The following is a 26,546-nucleotide window of genomic DNA, read 5'->3' as shown; positions in this document are numbered from 1 at the left end:
AATTTATTGGAAAAAAACAGCTATTTTCATATGTCATAATATCTTTACAAGGTGTATACTACAACTTTGATATCCTATTTTGGAAGAAAGGACGCTGTTTTATGTTTTACCATTATAAGTTCTGGCATAGCTTAAAAAATCCTACCTACTTTACTAGCATCGTAGAGGAAGGCGAGGTCATCGGATATAAAAAAAGAGTCCTAACGATGTTCATTCTTTTCATCCTGTTGTTTGCTGCTCGCGAATATTGGGGAATGGGGACAGAAAATTTAACGTCCTTATTCGCAAAGGATTTACAAAATGAATACTATGTAGCACGTATACTTTCGATGCTTGGTGCCGTTTTATGGGCAATCGTCTATTTTTGCTTCCACTATTATGGTGTTACCTATCTTTTACATCTATTAACGGACATTCCTTATACTTGGATAAAAAGAGTACAGCTTTATGTTGTAGCCTTTCTATTAATTGAAAAAGCAATCCTCTTTGCTGTTTTCTACGCAGTAGGCTATACAACCATGTTTTCTTTCTTCTCGTTAGCTCCTGCTGCCTTACAGGTGATTGAAACAGATTTCGTGTTATTTACCCTCAATCAATTGACGGTAACAACTGTTTTAATCATTATTGTACAGTATCTCTTCCTATCAAAATGGGAGGAAGAGGCTAGTAGAAAAATGTTAGTAGTCAAATTGATTGGTGTACAGCTATTTATGGCCATATTTGTTGGTTTGATTAGTGTACTACCAATTAAAGAATGGATTGCTAGGGGGTTAGGATGATGGCATTTATCAAAACAAGACCATGGACAACTACGACCATCGTGTTAGCAATGCTAGTAATCGGCATAAATGCTTATTTTGTCTTTAAAGATAATAGCAACGTGACACGATCCTACTTTATCGATGAATTTCAAAAAGCTTATATCGGCACGAATACAGAGCGTGTTCATAAAGATACCATTGTAGCACCTGCTGAGACATACACAATTACTGCGGATGCAACTAGCTTATCAGCTGTGAATGTAAAGCGTGGCCAGGAAGTGATGATGAATGATGTACTCGCTACCTATAAAACAGATGAGGTGGATGAGGAGTTAACAAAGCTTGAATCTGAACGTACGGCCTATGAAACCGAATTACAAGATTTAGAGGATGCACTCGATCAAATTGAGGATGAATATGGAGACGACTCTAACCCAAAAAGTTCCATTAATACGGATCAAATCAATGATATGCTATCTGTAACGTTAAAATTAGAGCTTGCTCAACAAAATTCAGCTTCGACAGCAGTTGCGCTGTTAAACCGACATATTGCCGAAACGAATCGTCAAATTGCGTTACTTGAAGCCCAAATTACACAAATTCAATCTCGTCAGGGTATTGTCAGCCCTATTGATGGTGTTATGGCAGCAATTAAGGAAGAAGCTGGTGCGCTAACTTTTGAAATCTATTCGAATGAAAAAGCAATGTATGCCTATTTATCAGAAAAGGAATGGCAAAAGGTGGAGGAAGGGCAAACTGTAGATTTCGAGGTGAAACATGTCAAGGATGATCTATCTGGCATCGTATTAGAAAAACAAACGATTGCTACTGACGATCAGACAGTTTGGGCAAATGAGTTAGCCAAAACGGCTGCCTTGCCACAACCAACTAATTATGAAGTGACCTTACAGCAAGATGCCCCACTCGAGGACATTCCATTTTCGACAACTGGCAAAGCCTCTATTATTGTCAACGAAGCATTCGATTCCTATAAAGTCGATAAATCGTGGCTAGCCACAGCTAAAAAAGGGAACAAAAAGCTGTATATCATCAATCAGGACGGTAAAATTCAGCTAATTGATGTCAATGTACAATTTAAAACGGCTAAGTCAGCTATTTTTATGGATTATCTTGATGAAGGTACGCCAATGCTCTCGAATGAGAAACGTAATCTCGAAGCCTATACCTTCAGAACATTACCTGTTGAGAAAATTCATTGGAGCCATTTTAAAGAGCTAACTTGGAAGCAATATGTGAAATATATCGTTTTCTAACCTAAATCCGCCTCGTCTTTTTATGGACAAGGCGGTTTTTTTTACAAAAGAAATCCCCTGTAGATTACTACAGGGGATTCGTCATTTTTATTTTAATGATAAACATCTATTTAAGAAGCTTGCAAATTGCGCACGTGTAATTTGTGCATCTGGTCTAAATGTGTTATCTGGGAAGCCGCCAGTTAAATCATTTGCCACAAGTGCTTGGATATGGCTGTATGCCCAATGTGTTGATTTCACATCAGAGAAGCTTACTTTGCTTGTACCCGTTAATTTATAGGCCCTTGTTAAAATGGCAGACATTTCTGCACGTGAAAGCTGTCCGTTTGGATTAAACTTCCCTGCCTCTTGCCCTTTAATAATGCCAGCCTGCTCAACTGCGGCAATGGCACTGTATGCATAATGGCTCTTACTCACATCTTTAAAGCTAGAATCCTTCGTTGTAGTTAGATTTAAAGCTCTGGCAATGATCGTAGCTGCCTCAGCACGTGTAATGGATGCCTCTGGTTTGAACGTTCCATTTGAGTATCCTTTAATAAGGGATTGATCGTATAGACTTTGGATTTCGGAAAATGCCCAATGTCCTTTTGTTACATCTGTATAAACTAATTCCTCATGATTATCTTTATAAACGGCTTGTAATTGATCGAAATACAGCTGTCCTTTCTTCTGAAGAGATGCTGTTGGCTGAGCAACATACAAACGCTCGAATTTCAATGGCTGTGGTAAGTCACTCGGAATATTCGCCGTCACGTACTTCCAACCGCTCCAGTCTAAACCACCCTGGCTTGTAAAATCAATTGTATGCTTAGCTCCAGCACCATCAATGACAACGCCTCTTAGCCAATGCTTACCAGCATCGCCAAATACCCAAAGACCGATATTTTTAGGCTGCCCTGAAATAGCAATTGGTGTTTTCGCAACCATATAGGCTGCTTTTGTACCTGTACCTGCTGTTGTGAAATCATAGTTTAATTGTAAGCTAGCCGTTCCCTGTCTTGCATACTCTTTAGAGCTTGCTAATGAAGCATTAGCTTTCGCCACTTCTGTTATCCAAGATGACGTATTATCAAAGCTATCTAGTACAATAGGTTTTTCTGCTAGATCTACTACTTTCACAGCTGTAGACGTACGAATTCCTTCATACTCTCCAATAATTTTCCCTTCACCCTTTTGTGTTGCTGTGAAGGTTGCACCATCCATTTTGCCGATATTACCTTCAACTGTCCAGTTCATATTTGCTGGGTTGATGGTCATTGGATTCAAGTATTGATCATAGGCACTTACAACCTGCATATCTACAGAAGAACCTTTCATTACCTGACCAACACTACTTAACGTAATTGATTTTACTTTCCCTGGTGGCGCTGTATTCACTACCTGTAAAATGGCAGATACACGACGTTCACTACCCTCTGACGGTCTATTCACTAGGTTGGCGAAATAACCTCCTGGGTTACGCGCCACCATTGCTGTAGAGCCGCCTCCGTCTAGGTTAATAGCCGAAGAAGCACCCACTGAAATTAAATGAGCAGCTAAATCTGATAAATTAACACCATTACTATGACCACTTATGCGACCATCAATAGTTACAAGAGATACCTTTGTACCTGTAGCATCTATAGCTACTGCTGTACGTGGACTACGTGTAGAAGCAAACCCTGAATTCGTTGGCATAGAAATATCCACTTTGCCGTTACGCACAAGCATTGGTCCAGCAGCTAAGATGAACTGTGCATCCATCCATTTTTGATCGATTGATAAGCTGACATCCACGCTTGTACCTGCTGTAATGCTACTTAATTCAGCGGCTAACTCTTTATTTTGGACAGAGATAACAAAGCCATCTGCTGGTACAGAAGAGTTACCTTCTGCTCCGTAAGCTGTTACATGAGATACTGTACCTGAGAACTGATCACCAAAATGCAAGGTACTTGTATCTTGGCTAGCGCCCGACACAACGAGTTCTACCCCCCATGTATTTGTCCCTGTTGATTTTTTTTCAGGTGTATATAAAACGTTTTTATTTGTTCCTCGTTCACTATTAATAAGATCAATAGGATAGCTTTTGCCATTCACTTGGAAAGTTAGATTCGTAGAATAATAATCTGCAATCGCTTTTCCTGATTTCGATAAACCAAATGCAACTGGCTTTTGTGTTGGGCTATCATATGTATCTCCCAAAATACCATAGTTCACAATTTCATTGTTTTCTGCTAACAAGTTCGCAGGCATACCATTTCCTAAAAAGTAAGAGGCATTGACAGCCCCAACAACACGATGCCCATCATATGTGTTTTGCTTGGCCATCGCTGATGTTGTTTTTAATGAATTAATAGGATTTGGCATACCTATTTCTAGTTTTGTATATGTATTATTTAAATTGACATCTAAAACATTTACAAACTGACGTATCGAACCTGACGTATAGTTTTGCTGTGAATGTATTACCTGTGGTGAAACTTCTGTTTTAACTTCACTGACTTTATTGCCTAAACCAGCAGCTTGTCCATTGATGGGGCTAACTGTTAGTGTAAGCATGAATAGGACTACAATAATCGTTATTAGTTTTCTTGCCATTTTTCACTCCGAATTAATTCAAAGTATGGCACGTACCATGTCACATGACCCGTGCCAGTGACTTTTTTATTTTGTTTCTACATAAATCGCTACTGGAAGATTCACACCACCAGCATGCATTAGTTCTAATTCAATCGTATCTTTTGAACCCTTCATCTTGAAATCTGGTAATTCAACATACTCTGCCCCTACTCTTAAAGAAGGCACTAAATACACTTTGCCATTCACCTTAATCGCTCCGCTGTATAATCCTCCTCGACCAGCCAACTTCAGCTTAATCGTTTTTGTAGAGCCTGTTGGATTGACAACAGGAATGGATACTTTATAATTCACACCAAAATGTCCCGGATTTCCTACTGAGCCATTAATTTGCGACATTGAATTTTCAGCCGTTTGTAAGTGGTCAGTACGACCGTTAGAAATATTGTAGCCTACCTCAGGAGAATCTACTGTGTACGCTGGTAGTTCTGCTAGAATTGACGCACTAGACCATGCACCTCTAGGGTGTTTAGCATACTGATCAACTGCCACCTGCTCAGATTGAATTGTTGTTAAATCACTATTATCCTTAGTAAGTACTGTGCGAATCGTATATTCTGGCTTTCCACCATTAACCGCTTGAATATCTAAATCATGTAAAAAGCCAATAATATAATCATAGTTTAGTTCATATGTTTCGATGACCTTTGTTTCACCTGGTGCAATGACAATACCACTGCTGTCCGATTTTTGAAGCTTGTTATTTAAAACAGCATCCGCAATCGTCAAGCCAAGATCATGACCTACCCAGCTATTACCTGTTTTTTGGTTAATGCCTTTCGAGTCAGTGACTTTAATGCTTTCTGTCGTAGACTTGTTTTGAACGGTAATCCCAAGATTGACATCTGTACCTAATGTGTTGTAATGCCAGCCAAAGATACGATGCTTATTTGTTGCCGCTGTTGGTTTCACATCATATTGGGCAAGTGTCGCATTGTTCAGTGGCACAAGCTTACGTGTTAACGTTTCTGGATTATCACTAATAAATAAATCACGATCTCCTTCTACACGAGCAGAAGGAACAGCTTCTGGATAGGAAGTAGAACCAAATGATTTATCTAGGAAGGGGCTTGTGAACATATAACGGTAAACATAAATATACATTTCTTTTTTCTCTGTGATATAGCGTAAATTTCCGCCTAATGCATCCACAAGAAACTTGGTAGGAATATACATTTTGCCTTTTTGTATAAATGGCTTTTCGATCATTGTCACTGCTTCATTGTTAACCAAAGCCTGATTGCTGTTATCATTAAAAATAAAGCTCATCCCACCAATTAACAATTCAAAGGAACCATCAGGTTGCCAAGTACCAGATGAATCATCTAAATAATCATAAATATAGCTAGCAGGTAAATAGGTTCTTCCATCTTTTGAAACAATCGGATCTTTCATGACAATACGTTTGTTATTGATATGTAAGATATATGGATCTTCCTGCGGTGGTGCTGTTGATTCATCTGATAATGTAATATCTACCGATTGGGTAGCCTCATCCCAATTAACAATACCATCAAAGTTTTCGCTGACGAAACGTAATGGCATATAAGTACGATCCTTATACATAAATGGCGCAACATCCATTGCAACCTCTTCTCCGTCTATTAAAGCAGTCATCGAATCGATCGTTAAATCAACCATCTTACCATTGCGAATCGCCGATGCAGTCAATGTTTCCTTATCCCAATCCACACTTGCGCCAACCGCTTCATATAATGCACGCATTGGTAATAATAAGAAATCCGATTTATTTAAAATAGGATCATTGACTTGAATCGTCTCTCCATTAATCGTAATCGAAACATTGTTTTTTATCTGAATTCCATTGTTACTAGTCGCTAATGCAGACGCTTGTCCTGGCAAAATCGTAGCCAACGCAACTGCTGATACAATACATGTAGTCCTAAGTTTCTTAAACATCTTAATCTCCTTTTTCCTCTTACAATAGTCTTTATCATCTTAACACGAAAAACCCCTAAAATGTGGGATTTATATCGAAAAGAGTAGAATTCGGTACTAGAGTGCTAGCCTTTCTCCTTCGAAAGCTTCATATAATACAAAAAAGACTTCCATAATTCTGTGAATATTTTCTACAAAATTCTTTATTGCCTAATAAATCCTTTTAATACCATCTATTACACCGAGTTTTAATGTATAATATTTTATTTTTAATTTAATTCTACTTACTCTATGGATGGAGTTAATTGCGAATACATATTAATCTATCAACCATCCTATTAAGTAGACTTATTTTTAAATAAAAGGTTACCAAAAATTTTAAATTCTTTTTAAAAGAAATTCCTATTTTTATTGTAAGCAAGATTTTAAATATAGGAACAAAAAACTATGAGAAAGAGTATTCTTATAACGATTTCATTATTAATTATTTAATTAAACATTGTTTTATATCATTAAATTAATTTTATAGTAATTTTAATAACCATTTGTCATTATTGTCATATAAAACCTATAAAAAAAGTTCTATGCAAGATTTCTCTCGCATAGAACTTTATATTTTTATAAAAACCCTTCAATATATATTCATATATTGTGGAATATTCTTATATTCTTATTGTTCTACAGTTTTAACAACTAACTTATCAGAAGTTGCTGCTGGAACTGCTTGTGTAATTTCAATAACATCACCATTTGCAGTTACAGTATAGCCTGTTAAGTTAGCAGCTTGTAGAGCTGTTACAACTTGACTTACAGTTGCAGCACCAGGAACTGAAATAGTTGCAGTTGCTGAACCAAGAGTAATTGTATAATCTACTGTTTTACCAGTTGCTACACCTGATGCTACTTTAAATCCATATTTAGCTGGAGTAGCTGTACCTGCTGCACCTGCTACAATTGTTGCTTGAGCAGTAGCAAATTGTGTACCTGCTACGAATTCTAAAGTAGAATCTCCATCAACATTAAGAGTTGCAGTAGTACCAGTACCTACAGATACTAATTCAACTTTTTCATTTACTACTGAAGCATTGACTTTAACACCATAAGTAGAAGCAAATGTATTAATTGCAGCTACTACTTGTGCTGGAGTTTGACCAGCTGTTAAAGCAACATTATATGGTGTGCCTGTTTCATCAGTAATTTCTAAGTTACCACCAACTGCTACTGTTGTAAATGTTGGTAAAGTTGCCTTAGCTTTTGTTGGTGTTGCAGCAGCATAAGGAATTACAGGGTTACCATTAGAAATCACACTTGTATAAACTGTAGGAGTTACAGTTACATTAAATGTTACAGTAGTTGTTGCATTTTTGTCATCTGCTACTACAGCTGTTACAGTAGTTGTACCATTAGCTACTGGAGTAACCGTGATTGATGTATTAGCTGGTCCAACTAATGCAGCTGTTGCAATTGTTGGATTAGAAGTATAAGCAGATAAGATAGTTAATGGATCGCCATTCTCATCCGTAGCTAAATCAGATGTAGTGAACGTTAAAGGTGTAGCACCAACTTGAATTGTTTGCGCAGGTACTGCTTTAGCAGTTGGAGCGCTATTTACAGCTGTAGGAGACGTATTCTCTACAATTCGATCAGCTACAGGTGCAGTAGAATCTACAGTAATTACTTTAAATGTTTTTGTATCGCCATCTACACTGTAAGATAATGTAACTTTGCTGTTACCAACATATTGTCTTAATAGTGCTTCAAATGCTACTTCGCTAAATACTTCATTACCATTAGCTCCGAAGTACTTGTATGTTTTACCAGATTCACCAGCATATTTCACTGGGTTTTTACCAGCAAATGTAATTGTATTGTTGTTTTTACCAGAATCATATGAATTGAATTCTGCAACTACTCCAGTATATGAAGCTGGTACTTCAGATGTAGCTGTAAATGTAGCAGTAGCTTCTTTAGCTGTAAATGCATAGTCTTTACCATCTGTATTGATAGCAATACCTGTAGCAATTACTTTAACAGAAGTTGTTTTACCATCAACTGAAGTTACTTCTAAATTCTTAGCAGGTGTAATAACAGTTCCTGTAGAAGATAAAGAAGCTTCATAAGTTACTGTATAGCTACGATTTGGTGAGATAACTTGGTTATCTACTTTAATATCATTAGCACCAGTATTGTAAACTGTATAAGTTGCTTTCTTAATAGAAGTACCATTCATTTTTTTGCCGCTTTGGTTTACTAATTCTGCTGCAAATACTGCAGTTTCAGAACCATCAAACTTAGTTACAGCTTTAGTTAGATCTGATTGTTTGTAAGCTTTGATAGCTGAACCATCAAGGTATGCTGCTTGGAAGTAAGAAATCGGTGCAACTGCTTTTGGTTCACCTTCATCAAGATCACCTTGTTTTGCATCAGAAGTGTTAATATCAATCCAAGCAATAGGTGTTGCATAATCATTTACTGTATCAGAACCGATAACAAATGTAGCTTCACCTTTATCATTTGTTTTTACAGAGATTTGTTTTGCTTTATCTCCCGTGTAGAATACATCATTATCTGCATCAACAAATTTAGCATTTGTAACTGTTGAAATTACGCGATCTTTATCTTCATTGAATGCAACATTAACGATTTCATTTTTAGCTAAGTTACCAGCTTTATCTTTTACAATAACTTTATATTCACGGCCGTTAGTTTGACCAATTGCTGCTACTTCGCCACCCTCACGAGTTAACTCAAGAGTATATTCTGCTTGAACAGCTGCGAATGTTACTTTTGTAGCTGATACTTGTAAAGCTGATGTGCTGTATTTTTTATTTGATGTATTATTTTTAGTATCATGTAAATCAAATACGATTGGAGTTACAGAAGCATTTGTACCTGAAACAGTGAATGTAGCTTCACCTTTAGAGTCTGTTGTAATTTGCGCAGCGTCTAAAGCAGTTCCATTGCTTAATTGTAATGCTTTCACACCATTAACTGAAGCATTTGCAACTTTATCAGAAGTTACATCCATGTTTTCAGCGAATCCAACGTTGAATGTTTTACCTGCTTCTGGTTTACCAGTTTTAGGGTTTTTGTAAGTAACTTTGTAAGTTTTGTTAGCGCCATTGTTAATTGTAGCACCTGTAGTTACTTCTTCAATTGATAGAATTGTATCTACGCCCCAGAATACATAACCATATGCAAATTTAGAACGATCTCCAGTTGCATAAACAGTTACATCATCTCTACCTTCTTTATAACGAGTATAAGAATAAGTAGCGATACCCTCTTCATTTGTTACTGCTTCACCTACGATTGTAGGAACAACAGCATCATTGTTGTCTCCAGGTACGTTGAAAGTAACAGGAATACCTGCTTTAGATTGACCTTCAGCAACAGTTACTTTAGCTTGAAGTTTTACTTCTTGACCAAGTTTACCTTGAACTGCAGAAGATACTAGTTCAACTTTAGTTGGAACTACAGCAGCCACACCTTTAAAGCCACCGATTGTTTCGCCGTCAAGAGTTAAAACATACTCTTTATCAGCTGTTTGAGCTTCAGTAGTTAATACAACAACTTTTTTGTTTGTTTGTTTAACAGAAGCATTTTTAATTTCTAAACCTTCGATTTTGAAGTTAAGTGCTTGAACGTTAGTAACTTCTTCTTCGAATGTTACTTCAACAGTTGTGTTGTTGATAGCTTTAACAAATGCTGCTTCTTCTGGAGTTTCACCTTCAACTTTGTCAACTGTACGTTTGAACACTAGTGCAAAGTCTTGACGAGTGATTGAGTTGTTAGGGTTAAGTTTGTTTGCATCAGTACCTTCGAAAATGCCGTTAGCTACTGCGATTTCTAAGTATTTTTTAGCCCAAGGTTTTACTTGAGAAGCGTCAGCAAATTCGCTAAGATCTGCTTCACCTTCTAAACCGAATGCTTCTACTAAAATTTTAGCAGCTTCAGAACGAGTTAAAGATTTGTTTGGTGCAAATTCAGTTGCACTAACACCTTCAAAAATGCCGTTAGCTACAACAGCAGCGATTGAGTTGTAGTACCAAGCGCCAGCTTTCACGTCTTTGAAGTTTACATCTCCGTTAGCTTCTAATTCTAAAGCTTTTGTGAAGATTTCTGCAGCTTGTGCACGAGTTACTGTGTTAAGTGGGTTGAAGTTCCCGTTAGTATCACCTTGGATTACGCCAGCGTCAACTAAAGATTGAACTGCTTCTTTAGCGTATCCAGAGATTTTGTTATAGTCGTTTACTTGTGCAGCAGATGCTACAGGTACGATTGCCGATGCAACTAATGCAGCTGTTGCTGATGCCGCGAAGAACTTACGGCCTTTGTTTTGCTTTGCCATTAATGTATTCCTCCCTAAAATTCCTTAAATTGATATTAATCCAACGAAAACTATAGTACCGCCTAGTTACCTAAATGTATGTATTATAGCTTTCTTGAATAATACAAAACTAAAGCAAATTTGTTAGTAAATTTACTAGAAAAAGCGTAGTAGAATACCATTCTAGTAAGTTTATTCACTTTCTACAATAATATAACACTATCTTTTCCGAAATTCAAGCATTGGGACATAAATTTAGTTATATAAGATTTTTTTACCATACCTAATATGGTATTTAGTAGAAACCATTAAAATTACAACTAATTATATCCTCATTTGGATTGGTAACATATAGTTCCGTTACCTATTATACCTTACTCTCAATAATAACCAAGCATTTTCTGGAATGGTTACTAAATTGTCAAAAATTAAAGACTCCCGTAATATTTTAGTTATAATTGTAAAGAAACCGAAATATAGAAGGCGTTTCTTAGCGAATTCCGCCTCTTCCCCACCAACTTTATGAGTTTCTTCTTTATTAAGTAAAAAGCTAAATCTATCTGTCCCCATGTTGTAATAATAGATTGCCACTTTTTATGCTACACTTTTGATAGTTTGATAGAACATATCAGCTATTGAAGGGAGCTTAAAAAATGAAACGTAAATTTCCTCTTTACGGGGCCGTGCTAGCAGGCATGTTATATCTTGCGCCAACTACCGCTTCAGCAGAAGATATTTCGAAGCACTGGGCCTACCATGAAATGAACTATCTTATTACCAACGATTTAATGAAGGGTGATGAATTCGGCCAATATCGTCCGAATGATGCTGTCACTCGTGCTGAATTTGCAGCCTTTCTTGTTAGAACACTGAACTTACCAGCAGCTTCTAGTCAGGCAACCTTTACAGATGTTAAAAAAGGTGACTGGTATTACGGAGTAGTCGAGCAAGCAAGCTATCACGGGTTAATTAAAGGTGACGAGCAAGGTAAGTTCCATCCGAATAATCACATTAATCGTCAGGAAATGGCGGCTATGTTAAAAAGAGCTCTTACTTATCAAAACATCAATACATCTTCCTCCCCTATTGCTTTTAGTGATAATGCGCGCATTGCCAAATGGGCCTATGCAGATGTACAAGCTGTCGTCACAACAGGACTACTTGTTGGGAAGCCAAATAATCAATTTGCACCTCTTGCTCAAACAACTCGTGCTGAGGCAGCTACCGTGCTCTATCGTTTAATCCATCTAGAGGCGCCTGGGACAGGTGGTAAGCAATATATGACGACGAATTACTCACATGATTACTCCTCTGTAGTGAGTAAACAAACAATGAATAATCCAAAGGTCGATGGTGCTGGCATTTTCACGGCTAGCGAGGCACTAGTGTCATACTATGTACACCCAAAAAGCTTTATGCAGGATAGCCCATCTTATTATCAATTCCTAAAATTATCTACTGTTGTCAATAATCTGAGTGCAAAAGAGCTAAATGATAAAGTACTTGCCAATAAAGGAAGCTTAGCAGGTACAGCGGATGCCTTCATTCAAGCTGGTGTAGACAATAAAATCAATGCTATTTATTTAGTCTCGCATGCCTTGCATGAAACAGCCAATGGTGGTTCTGCACTAATTAAAGGGATCGAGGTTGGCTTAGATACAAATGGCAAGCCAATGGTAGCAACACCAGAAAATCGGGATAAATTAACTGCTATTAAGACAACCTACAATGCTTACGGTATTGGCGCTATAGATGCCGATGCTAATAAGTATGGTGCGGAGCGCGCTTATACAAATGGCTGGTTTACTGTTCAGGATGCCATTATCGGCGGTGCCCAATTTGTAAAGGATCAGTATATTAGCAGGGGGCAGGATACGCTCTATAAAATGCGTTGGAATCCTGATAATCCAACAGTCCACCAGTATGCAACACATGTGATGTGGGCCGTCATTCAAGCGAAAAAGATCTATGATATTTATGAATTAATTGGTGCTCATACGACAACAAACCTAGTGTTTGATGTGCCTGCCTATCAAAGTCAATCTTCCGCTCCTTCATTACCGAGTCCATCGAAGCAATACGCATTGGATTTAGGGTTAGCTGGAGCAACTGGTAAAACGACGATTAATCTCAATATGAGAACGTATCCAAATACAGCAGATAATGCTTCGATTATTACGAATTTGCCAAAGGATACCTCCTTTAAAGTTCTTGGTGAAAATGGTGGTTGGTTGAAAGTAAGTGTCAATGGACAAGAGGGCTGGGTGATTGATGATTATGTGAGTCTTGAAAATGGCTTACAAATTGTTAATATGAACATTACACTTAATGTTCGAAGTGAACCATCTACGACAAGTGCTATTTTAGGTACTGTTAAACCGAATGGCTTTATTATCGGTGTTGTAGACGATAAAGGTGAGTTTATAAAAAATGGTGCCTGGTATCAGGTGCTTTACAACGGAAAAACGGGTTGGGTACATGGCGATTATATTGTAAAAAAATGATTTTAATAGGATGCGCAAAAGAAGAGTGCGAAGATAATTCGCATTCTTTTTGTTAGTCATTTTTTATCACCGAGATGAAAGCGCTATATAATAGAAGAAACTCGAAATTTTAGGATATAATTTTCATACTATCCCCCTAAAATTTAGTAAATTCTACGTCAAAATAGTGTCCTAAAAAGGTTAATAGGACGAGTACTGTACCTTTTAAAATTCGTTCAGTTATCAGCGCTATACCCTACTTAGTCCCCGTTAAAACCATTATCGAAAATTTCCTGTCAATATTGCTTTTGTGGTATGATAGATTGCAGTGAAAATGGAATTACAGAAAGGTTTGAACACTATATGAGGCATGTAACGATTATGGGCGTACCCTTTTTACATATTGGTCAGCAAGGGTTTGTTGATTTACTCGTTAATCGTATTGAACAGCAAGAAAAAACTTTCGTTGTGACAGCCAATCCTGAAGTTGTCATGCAGGCAAATGAAAATCCAACTGTCATGAATTACTTAAAGCAGGCAACATACATTTGTGCAGATGGCATTGGTGTCGTTAAGGCTGCACAAATCCTTGGAGATTCACTTCCAGAGCGCGTAACTGGCTATGATACGATGGTACGTCTGTTAGAGGTTGGTCAGCAAAAGCATTTTAAAATCTATTTACTAGGTGCTCAAAAGGAAACCATCGAAAAGACGGTTGCCAATATTCATAAGAACTATCCAAACGTTGATGTCGTTGGCTATCATGATGGCTACTTCGACTGGAATAATAATGATTTTGCAAAAGAAATTGCAACTTTACAGCCTGATCTTGTATTTGTGGCATTAGGAGTACCAAGACAGGAAAAATGGATAACAGAAAACCTTGATAAATTTTCAAAGGGTGTATTTATCGGTGTAGGTGGCTCCTTCGATGTCATCGCTGGTACTGTAAAACGTGCACCAGTACTCTGGCAAAAGTTAAATCTTGAATGGCTCTATCGACTGTTACGCCAGCCAAGTCGGTTTGGAAGAATGCTTGTACTCCCTCGCTTTGCTTTAAAGGTATTTGCATTAAAATTTAAAGGTCAGGGCAAAACAAAATGAGTCAGTCAACATTTGTTAAAAGCACACTCATCCTGACGATTGCCACCTTACTTTCCAAAGTAATCGGAAGTATCTTCCGTATACCACTTCAAAATATTGCTGGTGATGAAGTACTTGGTATTTTTAGTCTTGTCTATCCTGTTTATATGGTAGCACTTTATTTATCCGTTGCGGGTATCCCTATCGCTATTTCTAAGCTAATAGCCGAAGCTAGGACGAGTCATGATACTGCCAAAATTAAGAAAATTTATGTGACTGCAAGAATCCTTGCATTATCCTTTGGCGTCATTAGTTTTACAATCATTTACGGCTTTTCAGAGCAGATAGCGAATGCACTTGGTGGGCCTTCAACAGAGATTGCCTTAATTATTGTTGCCCTTACATTACTGGTAGCTCCTTATATGGCTGTCTATCGTGGATTTTTCCAAGGTTTTGGGGATATGCGACCTACTGCCATCTCTCAAGTGATTGAGCAGTTAGTACGTGTTGCATTAATTTTAATTGTTGCGTATTTCCTAGTAGCAATGGATTATTCAAATGATATCGTAGCTGGTGGAATTATGGCAGGCTCTGTATTAGGAGCCCTCGGTTCACTTTTCTATTTACTCTTTAAATATTTCCGTTCTTCGGTAAAAGTGACGAGTAAGGAGAAATATTCTGGTAAGGATTTCTCTAAATACAGTAAAACCATTTTAAAGATTTCTATTCCCATTGCGATCGGTTCTGTGACAATGGCACTCTTTAACTTTGTAGATTCCTTTACGGTTACATATGGCTTAAGAAGTGCTGGTGCAGATGCAAGTGAAATTAGCTACCTTTATGGTATTTATGGTCGAGGACTTACATTAGTTCAAATTACGACTGTTTTTGCTTCTTCGATTATCTTGCCGCTTGTGCCGTTAATTACAACGAAGCTAGCTGAGCGTAAATTGGATGAAACACGCACTATTATTGAGCAAACTCATCGTATGACACATCTTATTTCATGGCCAGCTGCGATTGGGCTACTAGCCTTAACCTTGCCTTTAAATCTAGCTCTTTTTAAAGACTTAGAGGGAAGCTTAATGTTAGCCATCATCAATCTAAGCTCTGTCTTTACATCACTGACTTTGCTAGGAACAGGTATTCTACAGGGCATGAATGCTGCCAAAACAGGAGCTCTCATTATTTTGAGCGGTGTTGTCCTTAAGGTGTTTTCTAACATCTTCCTTATTCAAGCATTTGGTTTAGATGGTGCTGCCTATGCAACTTTGCTAGTGTATTTTGTGTTATTTATTGTGAATTCTGTCTTAATTTATCGTACGATTCGCTTTACTGTCCTTGGAAAAGATACGGTGAAAATGATTGTGTCTTCAATTGTAATGGGAGCAGCAGTTGGATTACCAACACTTTGGCTTGACTTTACACATTGGTCAAGAATGTCGGCAATGGGCTATCTAACTGTCGCAATCGTAGTTGGTGGAGCTCTTTACTTCCTTCTACTATGGCTGATGAAAGCTATTCATAAACAAGATTTAAAGAAAATCCCTGTTATCGGAAAAAGATTTTCATAAATAAGAGAGGTAGGACACTTATGTCAAAACAGAAATGGCTTTGGGGAATCATTGTTCTTTTACTCGTCGTTTCCTCTACAGGTATCATGAAGAGGTGGAATGCGGAGCAATCGAATGATGCTTATGAGATTGTTATTCCCTATGATGAAATACAAACCGCAGAAAAAAATAGCGACCTAACAATGGATGAAATTCTTTCCTCCTTAAAGGATGCTGGGCTGAATACTGTGAGTCTAGAGCCCTTAACATTAAAGGAAATGGAAAAGCAAAACTTAATTACTGTTTATAAAGAAAGTGAGTTAGCAGCCCAATTATTGTTTACACCTTATAAAGATGCTGTTGATATCACTAATAGCGGCTATTATATTCGAGTGCCTGAAAACGAAAGCTACCAAAAACTGATTATGGAGAGCGTTGAACCAGAGGAAGTACAAATAGGAGAAGAAGCTTTCTATTTCCTTCCTGCTTCTAACCACAATTTTGATTTAAAAACTCCAATTGGCTATGATCAGCCTGCTATTGACAAGATTAGTAAGCATGGACTAGCTCACATCTTTAAAGTGGAAAATGCGGATAATGAAGTAGCTAATGAAAAGTTGGTCAATCAATTAGTCGATTTAAAAGAGGCTTCAGCAGGACGCTTACTTGGTCAAGGTGATGAAGCTATTGGTTTTGGACAAGAAGACGGCAATCAATTAGTTGAAAAATTAAATGATGCTGGCTATTACTTCTACACAATTGAAAGTAACCCACTTAAAGGCGAAAGTAAAATCGCTCAAATGACGGATTATAATATGATTCGTTTGCATAGCATCAATGTCAATAGAGAGACTAAATTAAAGCTAAATGCAAGTATTGACCGTACAACACGAGCTGTCAAAGAGCGTAATATTCGCTCTATTTTCTATCATATTAAAACAACAGGTAATGCCAAAGAAAATGTAGAAGAAACGATTGATTATTTAAATGGTGTGCATGACACAATGCCAGATCATTTCAAAGCAGGTGAACCAAAGCTATTTGATAAAGTAGTAGTGCCAGCTTGGGTCACAGCAACCGTATTAGTAGCAGGTATTTTATTTACCTTTATCATTTCAGAATTAGTAAAATGGATGCCTCTTCGTATCGCGGCAGCTGGCTTTATGGCTGTACTAGCAATTGCGTACTTTATCCTGAAAAGTACTCTATTTTTACAAGCATTTGCACTCATTATTGCAGTCCTTGCACCAACCTATGCAGTCATCAAATCAGCGCAAGGTTCTACGAAGGTGTCTAACATATTGATCCAATACTTAAAGGCAGTAGCAATTAGTGTAATTGGCATTGTTATTGTCATTGGCTTATTGAATGGTAATGCCTTTATGACAGGCTTTGCTGTATTTAAAGGGGTTAAGCTTGTTTATCTTATTCCAATTATGGGTGTTTTACTATTTACAGTGATTGAGATAAACCGACTAGCTGAACAAAACATTAAGAACTCTTTATCAAATACGGTAACATTGTTAAATAAAGAATTAAAATATTGGCATGTGTTACTACTCGTTGTGTTGGCAGGTGTCGGATTATTTTACATTAGCCGAACAGGTAACTCTGGCTCTGTAAGTGATATGGAATTAGCCTTTAGACAATGGCTAGAAAATACATTGTATGTTCGACCAAGAACAAAGGAATTTTTAATTGGTTTCCCATTCTTCATTTTAGCGTTATATGTAATGGGTATTAATCGCAAATGGGGAAGTATTCTCCTAGTACCAGGTGTTATTGGTTTCTTATCCATCATGAATACATTTACTCACCTACACATCCCAGTAGCTGTTTCTGTATTACGTACACTATACAGTGTATCTCTAGGTCTTGTAGTAGGACTTGTGTTTATCCTAATCTTCAAAATCGGTTATCGTTGGGTTTCTAAGGCAATCGCGAGGTGGTCATAATGCACGTTGTTTTATCTGGCTATTATGGATTTGATAATGTCGGAGATGATGCCATTCTACTGTCCATTATCCAATCTTTAAAAAAGTGGCAAAGTGATATAGAGATCACGGTATTATCTAATAATCCAGCAGCTACTGAGCAAACATATGGTGTCAAAGCCATTAACCGTTGGAAAATGAAAGAAATTCGTCAATTACTTAAAACAGCAGATGGACTGATTAGTGGTGGCGGTAGTCTCATGCAGGATCAAACAGGCATGAAAACGATTCCTTACTATGCGGGCGTTATTCAAATCGCAAAATGGTTGAAGAAGCCAGTATTTGTTTACGCCCAAGGTATGGGTCCAATCAATCACCCGCTTAGTAAATTTATTGTTCGTACAGTTTTTAATAAGGTCGAACAAATAACAGTCAGAGATAGAGCCTCTCTAGCTCTTTTAACAGAGATCGGTGTGCGAAAAGAAACAAAGATCGTACCAGATCCTGTTATGGGACTTAACGGTAATGACTTTCATTGTGAGTGGCTAGAAAATGTCTCTTTGTCAGCCGATAGCTATATCTCTGTAAGCGTTCGAGATTGGCCATCCGCTGTTGCCTACAAGGAAAAAATTGCACACAGCCTAGATGAATTAGTACGTCAGGGTGAGCAAATCGTTTTCCTGCCTATGCATGGTGAGCATGATTTTATTACTTCACAGGAAGTAGCAGCACTTATGAAGGAAAAGAGCTTGATTGCTCCTGCTGATTTATCTATTGAGGAAAAAATCACAGTGATTGGTCAATCTCAACTATTAATAGGTATGCGACTGCACTCCTTAATTTTCTCGGCAATCTATGCGACACCGTTTATTGCCATTTCGTATGATCCGAAAATTGATGCGTTTGCTGATATCGTTGATCAGCCTGTCATCGGTCATGTCGAGGTTGATGATTGGAATGGTGTAACATTGTTTGAACAAGCTGTAGCAATTCTTGAATCCTATACAACTGTTCAAGAAAAAATGCGCCAGGCCGTCATCCCATTGCAAGATGAAGCAACTGCAACTGCTAAATTAGCAATTGATGCTTTGTCAAAATAAACATTAAAAAATGATGAATTTCAATGTTAATTGAAATTCATCATTTTTTTCCTACTTCTAATAATTTTAAAATGGACTGGGCCTGTTGCATATGCATGGCTAAAACATATTGACCTGCTTGCATTAAAATTTGCGCCTTCACCATATTCATCATCTCTTTTGCGATATCTGCATCTCGAATACGAGACTCTGCTGCTTGTAAATTCTCTGCCGTGTTCACATTAGCATTATAGGCATGTTCCAAGCGGTTCTGATAGGCACCAAGACGTGAGCGCTCATTGGAAACATGTTTTAAGGCTTCATCCATTGAAGACATAGCTTTTTCCGCATCCTCACGAGTAGCAATAGAAGTATCCTTCAACCCAAGTGCCTCGGACCCCATCCCATTGATAAATAATTCTATACTCTGTCCTGCATTGGCGCCTGCTTGAATCTTGATGCCATTTGTTTCATAATCCCCATTAAGTAATGTCTTTGTATTAAATTCTGTATCGGTTGATGTGCGCTGGATTTCCTTTTTTAATTCTTGAAATTCCAAATCTAATTTTTTACGATCATCATCTGTTAATGTATCATTGGCTGCCTCCACTGCTAGCTCACGCATACGCTGAATCATGGCATGTGTCTCATTCAGTGCCCCCTCTGCCGTCTGCACAAGCGAAATACCATCCTGTATATTCTTAGCTGCCATATTCAAGCCACGAATTTGAGCACGCATTTTTTCAGAAATCGCCAGTCCAGCTGGATCGTCTGCTGCACTATTAATTCGATATCCGGAAGAAATTCGTAGCATGGCTTTACTCATCGCCCCATAATGACGATTCATATTATTCAGGATTGCCATCCCTGTTGCTGACCACTTACCAAGCATGATTTCACCACCTTCTTGTTTTTATATCGGTCCAACATCTCATCTATTGACCTTAATACTGGAAATGGTTTCTAATTTTTTATGTGTTTTTAACATTTTATAGTTGATTAACTACATAATAAAAGCACCTGCTTGTCATTTATGATAAGTAGGTGCTTACTGGACATTCCATCTATTCAATTTTGAAACCCCCAAGTTGATGGCTCTTTTGCTGTAGCAATTCGAAAAAGAGTTCTTTATCATTCTCTAGTAATGCCTGATCAATCAAATGATCCAAATTTTTCTCCTCTAACTCTGCAATAAGCTGATCAATTTCACCAACCGTCACAGTAGAAACCATCGGAATTTGTTGCTTTGGTGTAGCGCTTTCAAGTATTGGTGCTAGATGCTCATGAACATTAGTAATAAGCAATAGTTGATAAAGTGGTAACCGAATAAAGCGATTTCCTTTTTGGAAAACAAAAACCTCAGATAAATTTTCAATCTGCTGTGTCTTCATGTTGATGATCATCTCTTTACCTTCTATGGGAATGAAATGGAAAATCTCATTCTCTTTTAAAATAGAGAAATATTGATAAGCAAATACGAGACGTAATTTATCTCCAGTAACTTTTGTGTAAAACGGCTTCATGTATTGAACTTGCATCATCCTTCATCCCTCCCTAGTTATCTGATTATTCAGATTTTAACACAAATCAAAAGCCTTGTTAACTATCTTTAACTCATTTTTTTCTTTCTGATCATTCAGCTTATCATTACTGCATTTTAATCGTATAATGGAAGGACAGTCTTTTTTTCCTTTTTACAATTAACAATGTTAACTATAGCCATACATGATGAAGGGAGTGAGGTTATGGCATTGTCTATATCGCAATTAGCTAAGGAACATCAAGCATTTGTGCTGACAAAATTAAAAGAAGCTGAACAAGGGTTACATCCTTCCTCTACCGAAGATGAGGAACTAGTGCGCCGTGCTGTCTTTTCAGTAAGGAATAAGTCCATTGTTTTTGAACGATTTAATGGAGCAAGTTCTATATTATATGCAAGTGTTCAAGATGTCAGACCCGCTTCTGTTGAAATTGATTTTTCAAAGGAAGAGCTACATTGTAGCTGTCCTCAAGCAAAATGGTGTCGACATCAAATAGGTGCTTTACTCGCTCTCTACCAATATTTTGATTCGGTTCAAAATTGGTCGAGTGCTTGGCGTGCACAAAAATCTGTTCAATTAAAATCTTTAGCAGATGAACGCAGCCCACAAAGCTGGTCGATGATGGTGGATGAGGTGATGAAACGATTATTACCACCTGGGCGCATACTAGAAGGCTATGGGCTTTCCGCTGTAAGAACCGATGCTTTGGAGCGTCTTCGTCGACATATGCCCTTTGAGCGTGAATGGCAACCTCTTTATAAGCTCTATATGGAGCTAGCCATTTTTAATTCGATATGGCGACATTTAAATGAAACACCTGGACATTCGTTAGATTCACCTTATATGATATATTTTATCGAACAAAGCACGCAATCTTTTGAGAGCATTCTTACAGAGCTTTCTAATCGATCACGACTATTTGCAACAGATCCATTTTATGATGCCATCCAAGAGCTAGTAAGAGAATTTTTATTAGAAAGACAAGGACTTTTTGCCAATCGCCTTCGTCTATATATGCTACTATGGGCAGTACTTTTTTATGAGAAGCCTCGTCGTGAACAGGAATTGGCATTTATAAATAATCTTGTTCACTCTTCAGCAGAAATTTCTCTACAATCACTAAAATTATTATTTTATGTGCTATTACAGAAAGAGGATTTACTGCTTGAAAAGTTGGCACAGGTTGATTTACCACAAATGCAGGATTTGTTTGAACTAGCTACTTTTGCACAACGTGCTGGAGAGTCCAATTCATTAGCAGTCATTTTACGAGCAATTTTACCTTTGACTGAAGTGTTTCTACAGGAGGTCGTTCCAGTCGTTCAGCGTGCCCAATACGTAAGGCAATTCCAACTTTTATTTGACGAGATTCAGCTTTCGGAGGAAGAGGAAGCAACGCTGTATAGTGCCTTTGGTGTGTATGGACTACAGCCGTTCTCAAGTTTTTTAATTAAAAAAGGTCGCTATCGGGAATGGGCAGCTCTGCATCAACTAAACCCATCATCCCTCTCTTACTTAGAAATGTGTGGATTAAAGGATGTATTACAGGTTGAACCTGCAACTGTTTTACCTTTATATCATGTCTATGCAATGGCTGAAATTACGCAAAAATCACGCTTAAATTATAAACAGGCTGTGCGTATTTGGAAAAGTATGCGTAGCGCTGCAAAGCGAGCTGGTAAAGCAGCTTATTTTGAAACATATATGCAAACCATTCGTGCAGAATATAAACGACTACGTGCGTTACAAGAAGAAATTGAGAAAGGAAACTTAGTATGATGACAATAAATGCTCCTTCCCCTTTTTCCAAAACACAACAGCTCCGTATTGAAGTAGCTCGGGAAGGATATTTTACGTTGCAGGGTTTTACTGCAAATGGTACAACAATCGATGTTGATACATTAATTTCTTCGCTATTCTTTACTTATGAGGCAAACGTTTATGGATTATTAACAAATCGAGCTGATTTTACAATTGAAGTTTCTACAGCTGAGTTACTCGATATTTTTTCAACAAGCTTCCAGCACCCTTTCATCAATTGGAGTGGTGCAAATGAAGAAAGTATAGAATGGTTAAAAAAAGTTTACGCATTACAAGCATACTGGCAAGAGCCATCACTTTGGTCACATGCTGTGATTGCAGATGATTTTTCATCATTAACTTTCCCTATTGATCATATAGATTCAGCATTATTGGAAACAGCTGTACAGCAGAAGCTTTCACAGGTTGGGCTAATACTAGCTGATTTACCAAAGTTATTACCCTTTTTCCTACGTGGAGGCTGGCCATTGGATCAAGCTCGTCAAGCTGGAGCTGTTTCCGTTTCTTTACGGTTAAGTGAGCCAGAAGAAGATGCCGATGTATGGTTATTAGAAACGGTGCTAAGCACTACTACAACGAAAAACTACTGGACACCTGCTATTCGTAAACAATCCTTACCTATTGAAGAGGCACTACCTACAAAGTGGCGTATGTTTGCGACTGAAATTACACAGCAACAACAGCAAATTGTAGAACTTCTATCCATCGATACGATCAATAGTGATATCTTTATTCGTGTGACACTGGAAGATTTAGAAGTTCGCTCTTTTTTACGGGAGGACCTTGCTAGATTGCAGGCACTTGGTTTTGATGTTGTACTGCCAGCATGGCTAAAGGATTTAAAACAATCCAAAATCCGAGTACGTGTTACAACTAGTAATGTTTCCACAAGGAAGGTAGCAGGTTTAGATGATATTTTAACGTTTAAATGGCAGTTTTCTATGAACGGACAAACGATTTCAGCTGAGCAATTTAAAAAACTTGTGGATGAGAAACGTGAATTTATTCGTATTGGTACTGAATGGTTCCGAGTAGATGCTAATTGGATGCAAGAAATGCGTGAATTGATGCAACAGGCAGAAGATGAAAGTTGGACTGTTCGAGAATTATTATTTAGGGAGTTACCAGAAGACCTGTCTGCCCCTCTTGAGGAAGAAGATGCAGATGATGCACTGAGAGATGATCCAATCTTTGCATTGGAAATACAACAATCATTAAAAGCATACATGGAGCAACTTTTGGAGAAGAAAGGCTTACCTGCCGTCTCGATTCCATTGTCCCTACAAACCGAATTACGCCCTTATCAATTAGAAGGCTTTGAATGGTTAGTCTTTATGCGCCAACAAGGTTTCGGTGCATGTCTAGCTGATGATATGGGACTTGGAAAAACGGTTCAATTGATTACCTATTTGCTCCATATTTATGAGTCATCAACTTACACAAAGCCATCCATCATTATTTGTCCCACTTCAGTACTTGGGAACTGGCAAAAAGAACTTGCTCGATTTGCCCCGTCCCTGATTGTGCATACACATTATCAAGCAAATCGAGCAAAGGATGAAGAATTTAAAAAGCTAGTGACAGCAGAAAGGCCACATGTCATTTTATCAACCTATGGTACTGTGTCACAGGATACTGAATTTTTACAGGATATCGAATGGGCAACGGTAGTACTTGATGAAGCACAAAACATAAAAAATATGCAAACATTACAATCGAAAGCCATTCGTAAATTGCTAGGTGACCATCACATAGCTCTTACTGGGACACCTGTAGAAAATCGTTTATCTGAGTTATGGGCTATTTTTGATTTCATTCATAAGGGCTATCTAGGTAGTTTTGGTCGCTTCAATGAAGAATTTATTTTGCCTATTGAACGAGACGAATCAGAGTCGCATAAGCAGAAGCTTCGAGCTAAAATTCAGCCATTCTTATTGCGTCGTACAAAGCGAGATCCACATTTACAGCTTAACTTACCAGATAAGCTAGAATCGAATGAATATTGTCCATTAACAACAGAGCAAGCTTCACTCTATGAGGGCTATATTTTAGAGACGCTTGATCAGTTGGAGCAGTTAACAGGCTTTCAAAAAAAGGGTCGCGTCTTAAAGATGCTCAGTAAATTAAAGCAACTATGTAATCATCCTGCCTTATATTTAAAGGAACCTTTCGAGGATGCCGAAACAATGCTTGCACGTTCGACTAAGCTAGAGCGCATTGTACAAATGGCAGCTGAGATTGTGGACAATGGCGAGCAATGTCTCATCTTTACACAATATATTGGAATGGGACAATTGCTACAACATTGCTTTAGTGAAATATATAATGTAGATGCACCGTTTTTAACTGGTGCCATGCCTAAGCAGCAGCGAGACCGCTTAGTAGAGGCTTTCCAGGCAGGAGATTTCCCTATATTTATCCTTTCTTTGAAAGCTGGTGGAACAGGACTTAATTTAACAGCAGCTAATCATGTTTTACATGCAGATCGCTGGTGGAATCCTGCTGTTGAAAACCAAGCAACAGATCGAGCATATCGCATCGGACAGACACAATTTGTGCAGGTCCATAAATTTGTGACAATTGGCACGATCGAGGAAAAAATTGATAAGATGCTGGTGCAGAAATCTGCATTATCCGAAGAGCTTATTCAATCAAGCCAGTGGTTGACCGAGTTAGAAGATCAAGAACTCCGCGATTTAATAACATTAGATATATAATAATGAGATGCGCCAAGAGCAAATAGTTCTTGGCGCTCTTTTAGTGGAACTTGCTACTTCTTTTCCCTACTTACTTCATAATTCGTATTTAGTTGTGTTGAAAATTCCATTGCTGTGCGGTCTTCAGCAATGTTTATTATAGTGTTACACATCATTCCTTTCTGTTTGTTACGGTGCAAGAAATATAAGGAGAATGGCGGATCAGACAATGAAAGTACTCTTGCCCCGTATGTAAACTATACTTGCTAAGGTAAAACAAAATCCTTTAAGTGTTCCTGTTCATTCGGTGGCTGTGCCGGTACAGTAACTGCTTCGTCACTATCTCTTTGTTTAAGTTGATAAAATCTAACATCCTCAACCACTATCTCTGTCATAAAAATCTTTGTGCTTTCCTCATTTACAAATGACCTTGTTTGAATACGGCCAGTGGCACCGATTAATGAACCTTTTCCACAATATTTAACGATATTCTCTGCAAGCCTTCCCCAAGCTGTACAGAAAACAAAATCTGTATCTACTTCCCCTTGATTGTTTTTAAAATTACGATTAATGGCTAGTGAGAAATGGGTCTGCATACGATTTCCAGATAAGTAACGTAACACCGGGTCTTTTGTAAACCTTCCAACCAATCCGACTTGATTCATTCATTCACCTCCTTTGCTTTTGATTGCTCTCATCTTACAAAATGATTCCGGCATTCGCAAAAATCGATATTGTTAATTTCCTTCAGTTTTTGTGCATAAATTAGGTAAATTGGCATTTTTATTTTTCTATTTTTTTTTAATTTTCTAGCTGAATGCTTTAGGCTGTAATGGCAAATGCTATTTCATGAAATCTGCAATTTCGCAGTTTTTGAAAAACCGTCACAAGTGCGCATCACAAACAACTGCTGCCTCATGTGTTATACTAAAAGAATGACAGACTTAGGAGGAATATACATATTGAAAACCTTTAAAATGCTTTCCTTTGACCTTGTCACGAAAGATGGCGTGCAACCATTCCCTTTAATCGATGGCATCATTATTAATCAGGAAAATAGCCATCAATCTTGGGTACTTGAATTGTTTATGGAAAAACAATATCGCTCAACCTTTGATGAGCTCTTAGCAAATGCTACCGTCTTCAATGTACGTGCAGTTATTTCATTTCCAGATAATGAACCCGCTCCTTTTCAGGTGATCGTACATACTGTTGAAGAAATCGGTGACCATGTTTCAGTCCTATTAAAAGGTACGCTTAAAATTAAACGATCAAAATATGCAGAACAATTACTTTCCGAGCTACTTGCTGAGGGTGTTTCTTTAGAGGATTTACTGGATCGCTTTACACAAGATATGAAAAAGCGACCAAAATTAAAAAATGACTGACGATGCGAATTTTTGCATCGTTTTTTTATTGGACAAGCAGTAATTTTTTTGTACAATACAATTTGAAAAAGGAGGGTTTCATTTG

The 26,546-nt window shown here is 37.7% G+C and carries 16 protein-coding genes; 10 read left to right on the top strand and 6 right to left on the bottom strand.

The window, feature by feature from the left end:
- Positions 1-101 precede the first annotated feature (101 nt).
- Positions 102-779 (top strand): hypothetical protein, encoded by a 678-nt coding sequence (locus tag MKY76_RS03400; RefSeq protein ID WP_342557419.1) that lies wholly within the window; start codon positions 102-104, stop codon positions 777-779.
- A complete protein-coding gene (locus tag MKY76_RS03395; protein WP_342557418.1) occupies positions 776-2,035 on the top strand; it encodes an HlyD family secretion protein in 1,260 nt (419 codons plus the stop codon). Before MKY76_RS03400 ends, MKY76_RS03395 begins: the two co-directional genes overlap by 4 nt.
- A gap of 87 nt (positions 2,036-2,122) precedes the next feature.
- On the opposite strand, the gene MKY76_RS03390 is transcribed toward MKY76_RS03395, so the two are convergent.
- The 3 genes from MKY76_RS03390 to MKY76_RS03380 all read right to left on the bottom strand — a co-directional run bounded on the left by MKY76_RS03390 (position 2,123) and on the right by MKY76_RS03380 (position 10,904).
- Positions 2,123-4,615, bottom strand: coding sequence for an S-layer homology domain-containing protein (locus MKY76_RS03390; protein ID WP_342557417.1), 2,493 nt, complete (start codon positions 4,613-4,615; stop codon positions 2,123-2,125).
- 66 nt (positions 4,616-4,681) lie between these two features.
- Entirely contained in the window at positions 4,682-6,574 is a 1,893-nt protein-coding gene (locus MKY76_RS03385) for a stalk domain-containing protein (protein WP_342557416.1), read from the bottom strand.
- Between the two features lie 649 nt (positions 6,575-7,223).
- Complete coding sequence (locus tag MKY76_RS03380; RefSeq protein ID WP_342557415.1) at positions 7,224-10,904, bottom strand: S-layer homology domain-containing protein; 3,681 nt, start codon at positions 10,902-10,904, stop codon at positions 7,224-7,226.
- A 632-nt stretch (positions 10,905-11,536) separates the two neighbouring features.
- Between MKY76_RS03380 and MKY76_RS03375 the strand changes: the two genes are divergently transcribed.
- The 5 genes from MKY76_RS03375 to csaB all read left to right on the top strand — a co-directional run bounded on the left by MKY76_RS03375 (position 11,537) and on the right by csaB (position 19,036).
- Positions 11,537-13,387, top strand: coding sequence for an S-layer homology domain-containing protein (locus tag MKY76_RS03375; protein WP_342557414.1), 1,851 nt, complete (start codon positions 11,537-11,539; stop codon positions 13,385-13,387).
- A 342-nt stretch (positions 13,388-13,729) separates the two neighbouring features.
- Positions 13,730-14,470 (top strand): WecB/TagA/CpsF family glycosyltransferase, encoded by a 741-nt coding sequence (locus tag MKY76_RS03370; protein WP_233436295.1) that lies wholly within the window; start codon positions 13,730-13,732, stop codon positions 14,468-14,470.
- Entirely contained in the window at positions 14,467-16,023 is a 1,557-nt protein-coding gene (locus MKY76_RS03365) for a polysaccharide biosynthesis protein (protein ID WP_319839915.1), read from the top strand. The genes MKY76_RS03370 and MKY76_RS03365 overlap by 4 nt, the downstream gene beginning before the upstream one ends.
- A 20-nt stretch (positions 16,024-16,043) precedes the next feature.
- Complete coding sequence (locus MKY76_RS03360) at positions 16,044-17,957, top strand: DUF5693 family protein (protein ID WP_342557413.1); 1,914 nt, start codon at positions 16,044-16,046, stop codon at positions 17,955-17,957.
- Positions 17,957-19,036, top strand: coding sequence for a polysaccharide pyruvyl transferase CsaB (gene csaB / locus MKY76_RS03355; RefSeq protein WP_103117433.1), 1,080 nt, complete (start codon positions 17,957-17,959; stop codon positions 19,034-19,036). The genes MKY76_RS03360 and csaB overlap by 1 nt, the downstream gene beginning before the upstream one ends.
- A gap of 40 nt (positions 19,037-19,076) precedes the next feature.
- On the opposite strand, the gene MKY76_RS03350 is transcribed toward csaB, so the two are convergent.
- Positions 19,077-19,907 carry a flagellin gene (locus MKY76_RS03350; protein ID WP_342557412.1) on the bottom strand — a complete coding sequence of 277 codons (831 nt, stop codon included), beginning with the start codon at positions 19,905-19,907 and terminating at the stop codon, positions 19,077-19,079.
- A 172-nt stretch (positions 19,908-20,079) separates the two neighbouring features.
- Positions 20,080-20,556 (bottom strand): IDEAL domain-containing protein, encoded by a 477-nt coding sequence (locus MKY76_RS03345; RefSeq protein ID WP_004269498.1) that lies wholly within the window; start codon positions 20,554-20,556, stop codon positions 20,080-20,082.
- A 204-nt stretch (positions 20,557-20,760) separates the two neighbouring features.
- On the opposite strand from MKY76_RS03345, the gene MKY76_RS03340 reads away from it, so the two are divergent.
- Together MKY76_RS03340 and MKY76_RS03335 are read left to right on the top strand one after the other, a co-directional pair.
- On the top strand, positions 20,761-22,335 hold the full coding sequence (locus MKY76_RS03340; protein WP_342557411.1) for a hypothetical protein: 1,575 nt from the start codon (positions 20,761-20,763) through the stop codon (positions 22,333-22,335).
- Positions 22,332-25,094, top strand: coding sequence for a DEAD/DEAH box helicase (locus tag MKY76_RS03335; RefSeq protein WP_342557410.1), 2,763 nt, complete (start codon positions 22,332-22,334; stop codon positions 25,092-25,094). Before MKY76_RS03340 ends, MKY76_RS03335 begins: the two co-directional genes overlap by 4 nt.
- A gap of 245 nt (positions 25,095-25,339) precedes the next feature.
- Here the strand turns inward: MKY76_RS03335 and ssb are convergent, their stop codons facing one another.
- Positions 25,340-25,738, bottom strand: a complete 399-nt coding sequence (ssb, locus tag MKY76_RS03330) for a single-stranded DNA-binding protein (protein WP_048395646.1) — start codon at positions 25,736-25,738, stop codon at positions 25,340-25,342.
- A gap of 297 nt (positions 25,739-26,035) precedes the next feature.
- Here ssb and MKY76_RS03325 point away from each other — a divergent pair, with 297 nt between their 5' ends.
- A complete protein-coding gene (locus MKY76_RS03325) occupies positions 26,036-26,461 on the top strand; it encodes a YwpF family protein (protein ID WP_131520802.1) in 426 nt (141 codons plus the stop codon).
- Positions 26,462-26,546 lie beyond the last annotated feature (85 nt).

This window comes from Lysinibacillus sp. FSL P4-0201 (genome assembly GCF_038593425.1).
Lineage (GTDB): Bacteria > Bacillota > Bacilli > Bacillales_A > Planococcaceae > Lysinibacillus > Lysinibacillus capsici.
This window is presented reverse-complemented; position numbering and strand designations above follow the sequence as displayed.

Excerpts from the sequence above, each read along its gene's own strand:
- MKY76_RS03395 (WP_342557418.1), top strand. The coding sequence starts at position 776 with ATGATGGCATTTATCAAAACAAGACCATGGACAACTACGACCATCGTG.
- MKY76_RS03350 (WP_342557412.1), bottom strand. The coding sequence starts at position 19,907 with ATGCTTGGTAAGTGGTCAGCAACAGGGATGGCAATCCTGAATAATATG.
- MKY76_RS03375 (WP_342557414.1), top strand. The coding sequence starts at position 11,537 with ATGAAACGTAAATTTCCTCTTTACGGGGCCGTGCTAGCAGGCATGTTA.
- MKY76_RS03370 (WP_233436295.1), top strand. The coding sequence starts at position 13,730 with ATGAGGCATGTAACGATTATGGGCGTACCCTTTTTACATATTGGTCAG.
- MKY76_RS03340 (WP_342557411.1), top strand. The coding sequence starts at position 20,761 with ATGGCATTGTCTATATCGCAATTAGCTAAGGAACATCAAGCATTTGTG.
- MKY76_RS03385 (WP_342557416.1), bottom strand. The coding sequence starts at position 6,574 with ATGTTTAAGAAACTTAGGACTACATGTATTGTATCAGCAGTTGCGTTG.
- csaB (WP_103117433.1), top strand. The coding sequence starts at position 17,957 with ATGCACGTTGTTTTATCTGGCTATTATGGATTTGATAATGTCGGAGAT.
- MKY76_RS03345 (WP_004269498.1), bottom strand. The coding sequence starts at position 20,556 with ATGATGCAAGTTCAATACATGAAGCCGTTTTACACAAAAGTTACTGGA.
- ssb (WP_048395646.1), bottom strand. The coding sequence starts at position 25,738 with ATGAATCAAGTCGGATTGGTTGGAAGGTTTACAAAAGACCCGGTGTTA.
- MKY76_RS03360 (WP_342557413.1), top strand. The coding sequence starts at position 16,044 with ATGTCAAAACAGAAATGGCTTTGGGGAATCATTGTTCTTTTACTCGTC.
- MKY76_RS03335 (WP_342557410.1), top strand. The coding sequence starts at position 22,332 with ATGATGACAATAAATGCTCCTTCCCCTTTTTCCAAAACACAACAGCTC.
- MKY76_RS03380 (WP_342557415.1), bottom strand. The coding sequence starts at position 10,904 with ATGGCAAAGCAAAACAAAGGCCGTAAGTTCTTCGCGGCATCAGCAACA.
- MKY76_RS03400 (WP_342557419.1), top strand. The coding sequence starts at position 102 with ATGTTTTACCATTATAAGTTCTGGCATAGCTTAAAAAATCCTACCTAC.
- MKY76_RS03390 (WP_342557417.1), bottom strand. The coding sequence starts at position 4,615 with ATGGCAAGAAAACTAATAACGATTATTGTAGTCCTATTCATGCTTACA.
- MKY76_RS03365 (WP_319839915.1), top strand. The coding sequence starts at position 14,467 with ATGAGTCAGTCAACATTTGTTAAAAGCACACTCATCCTGACGATTGCC.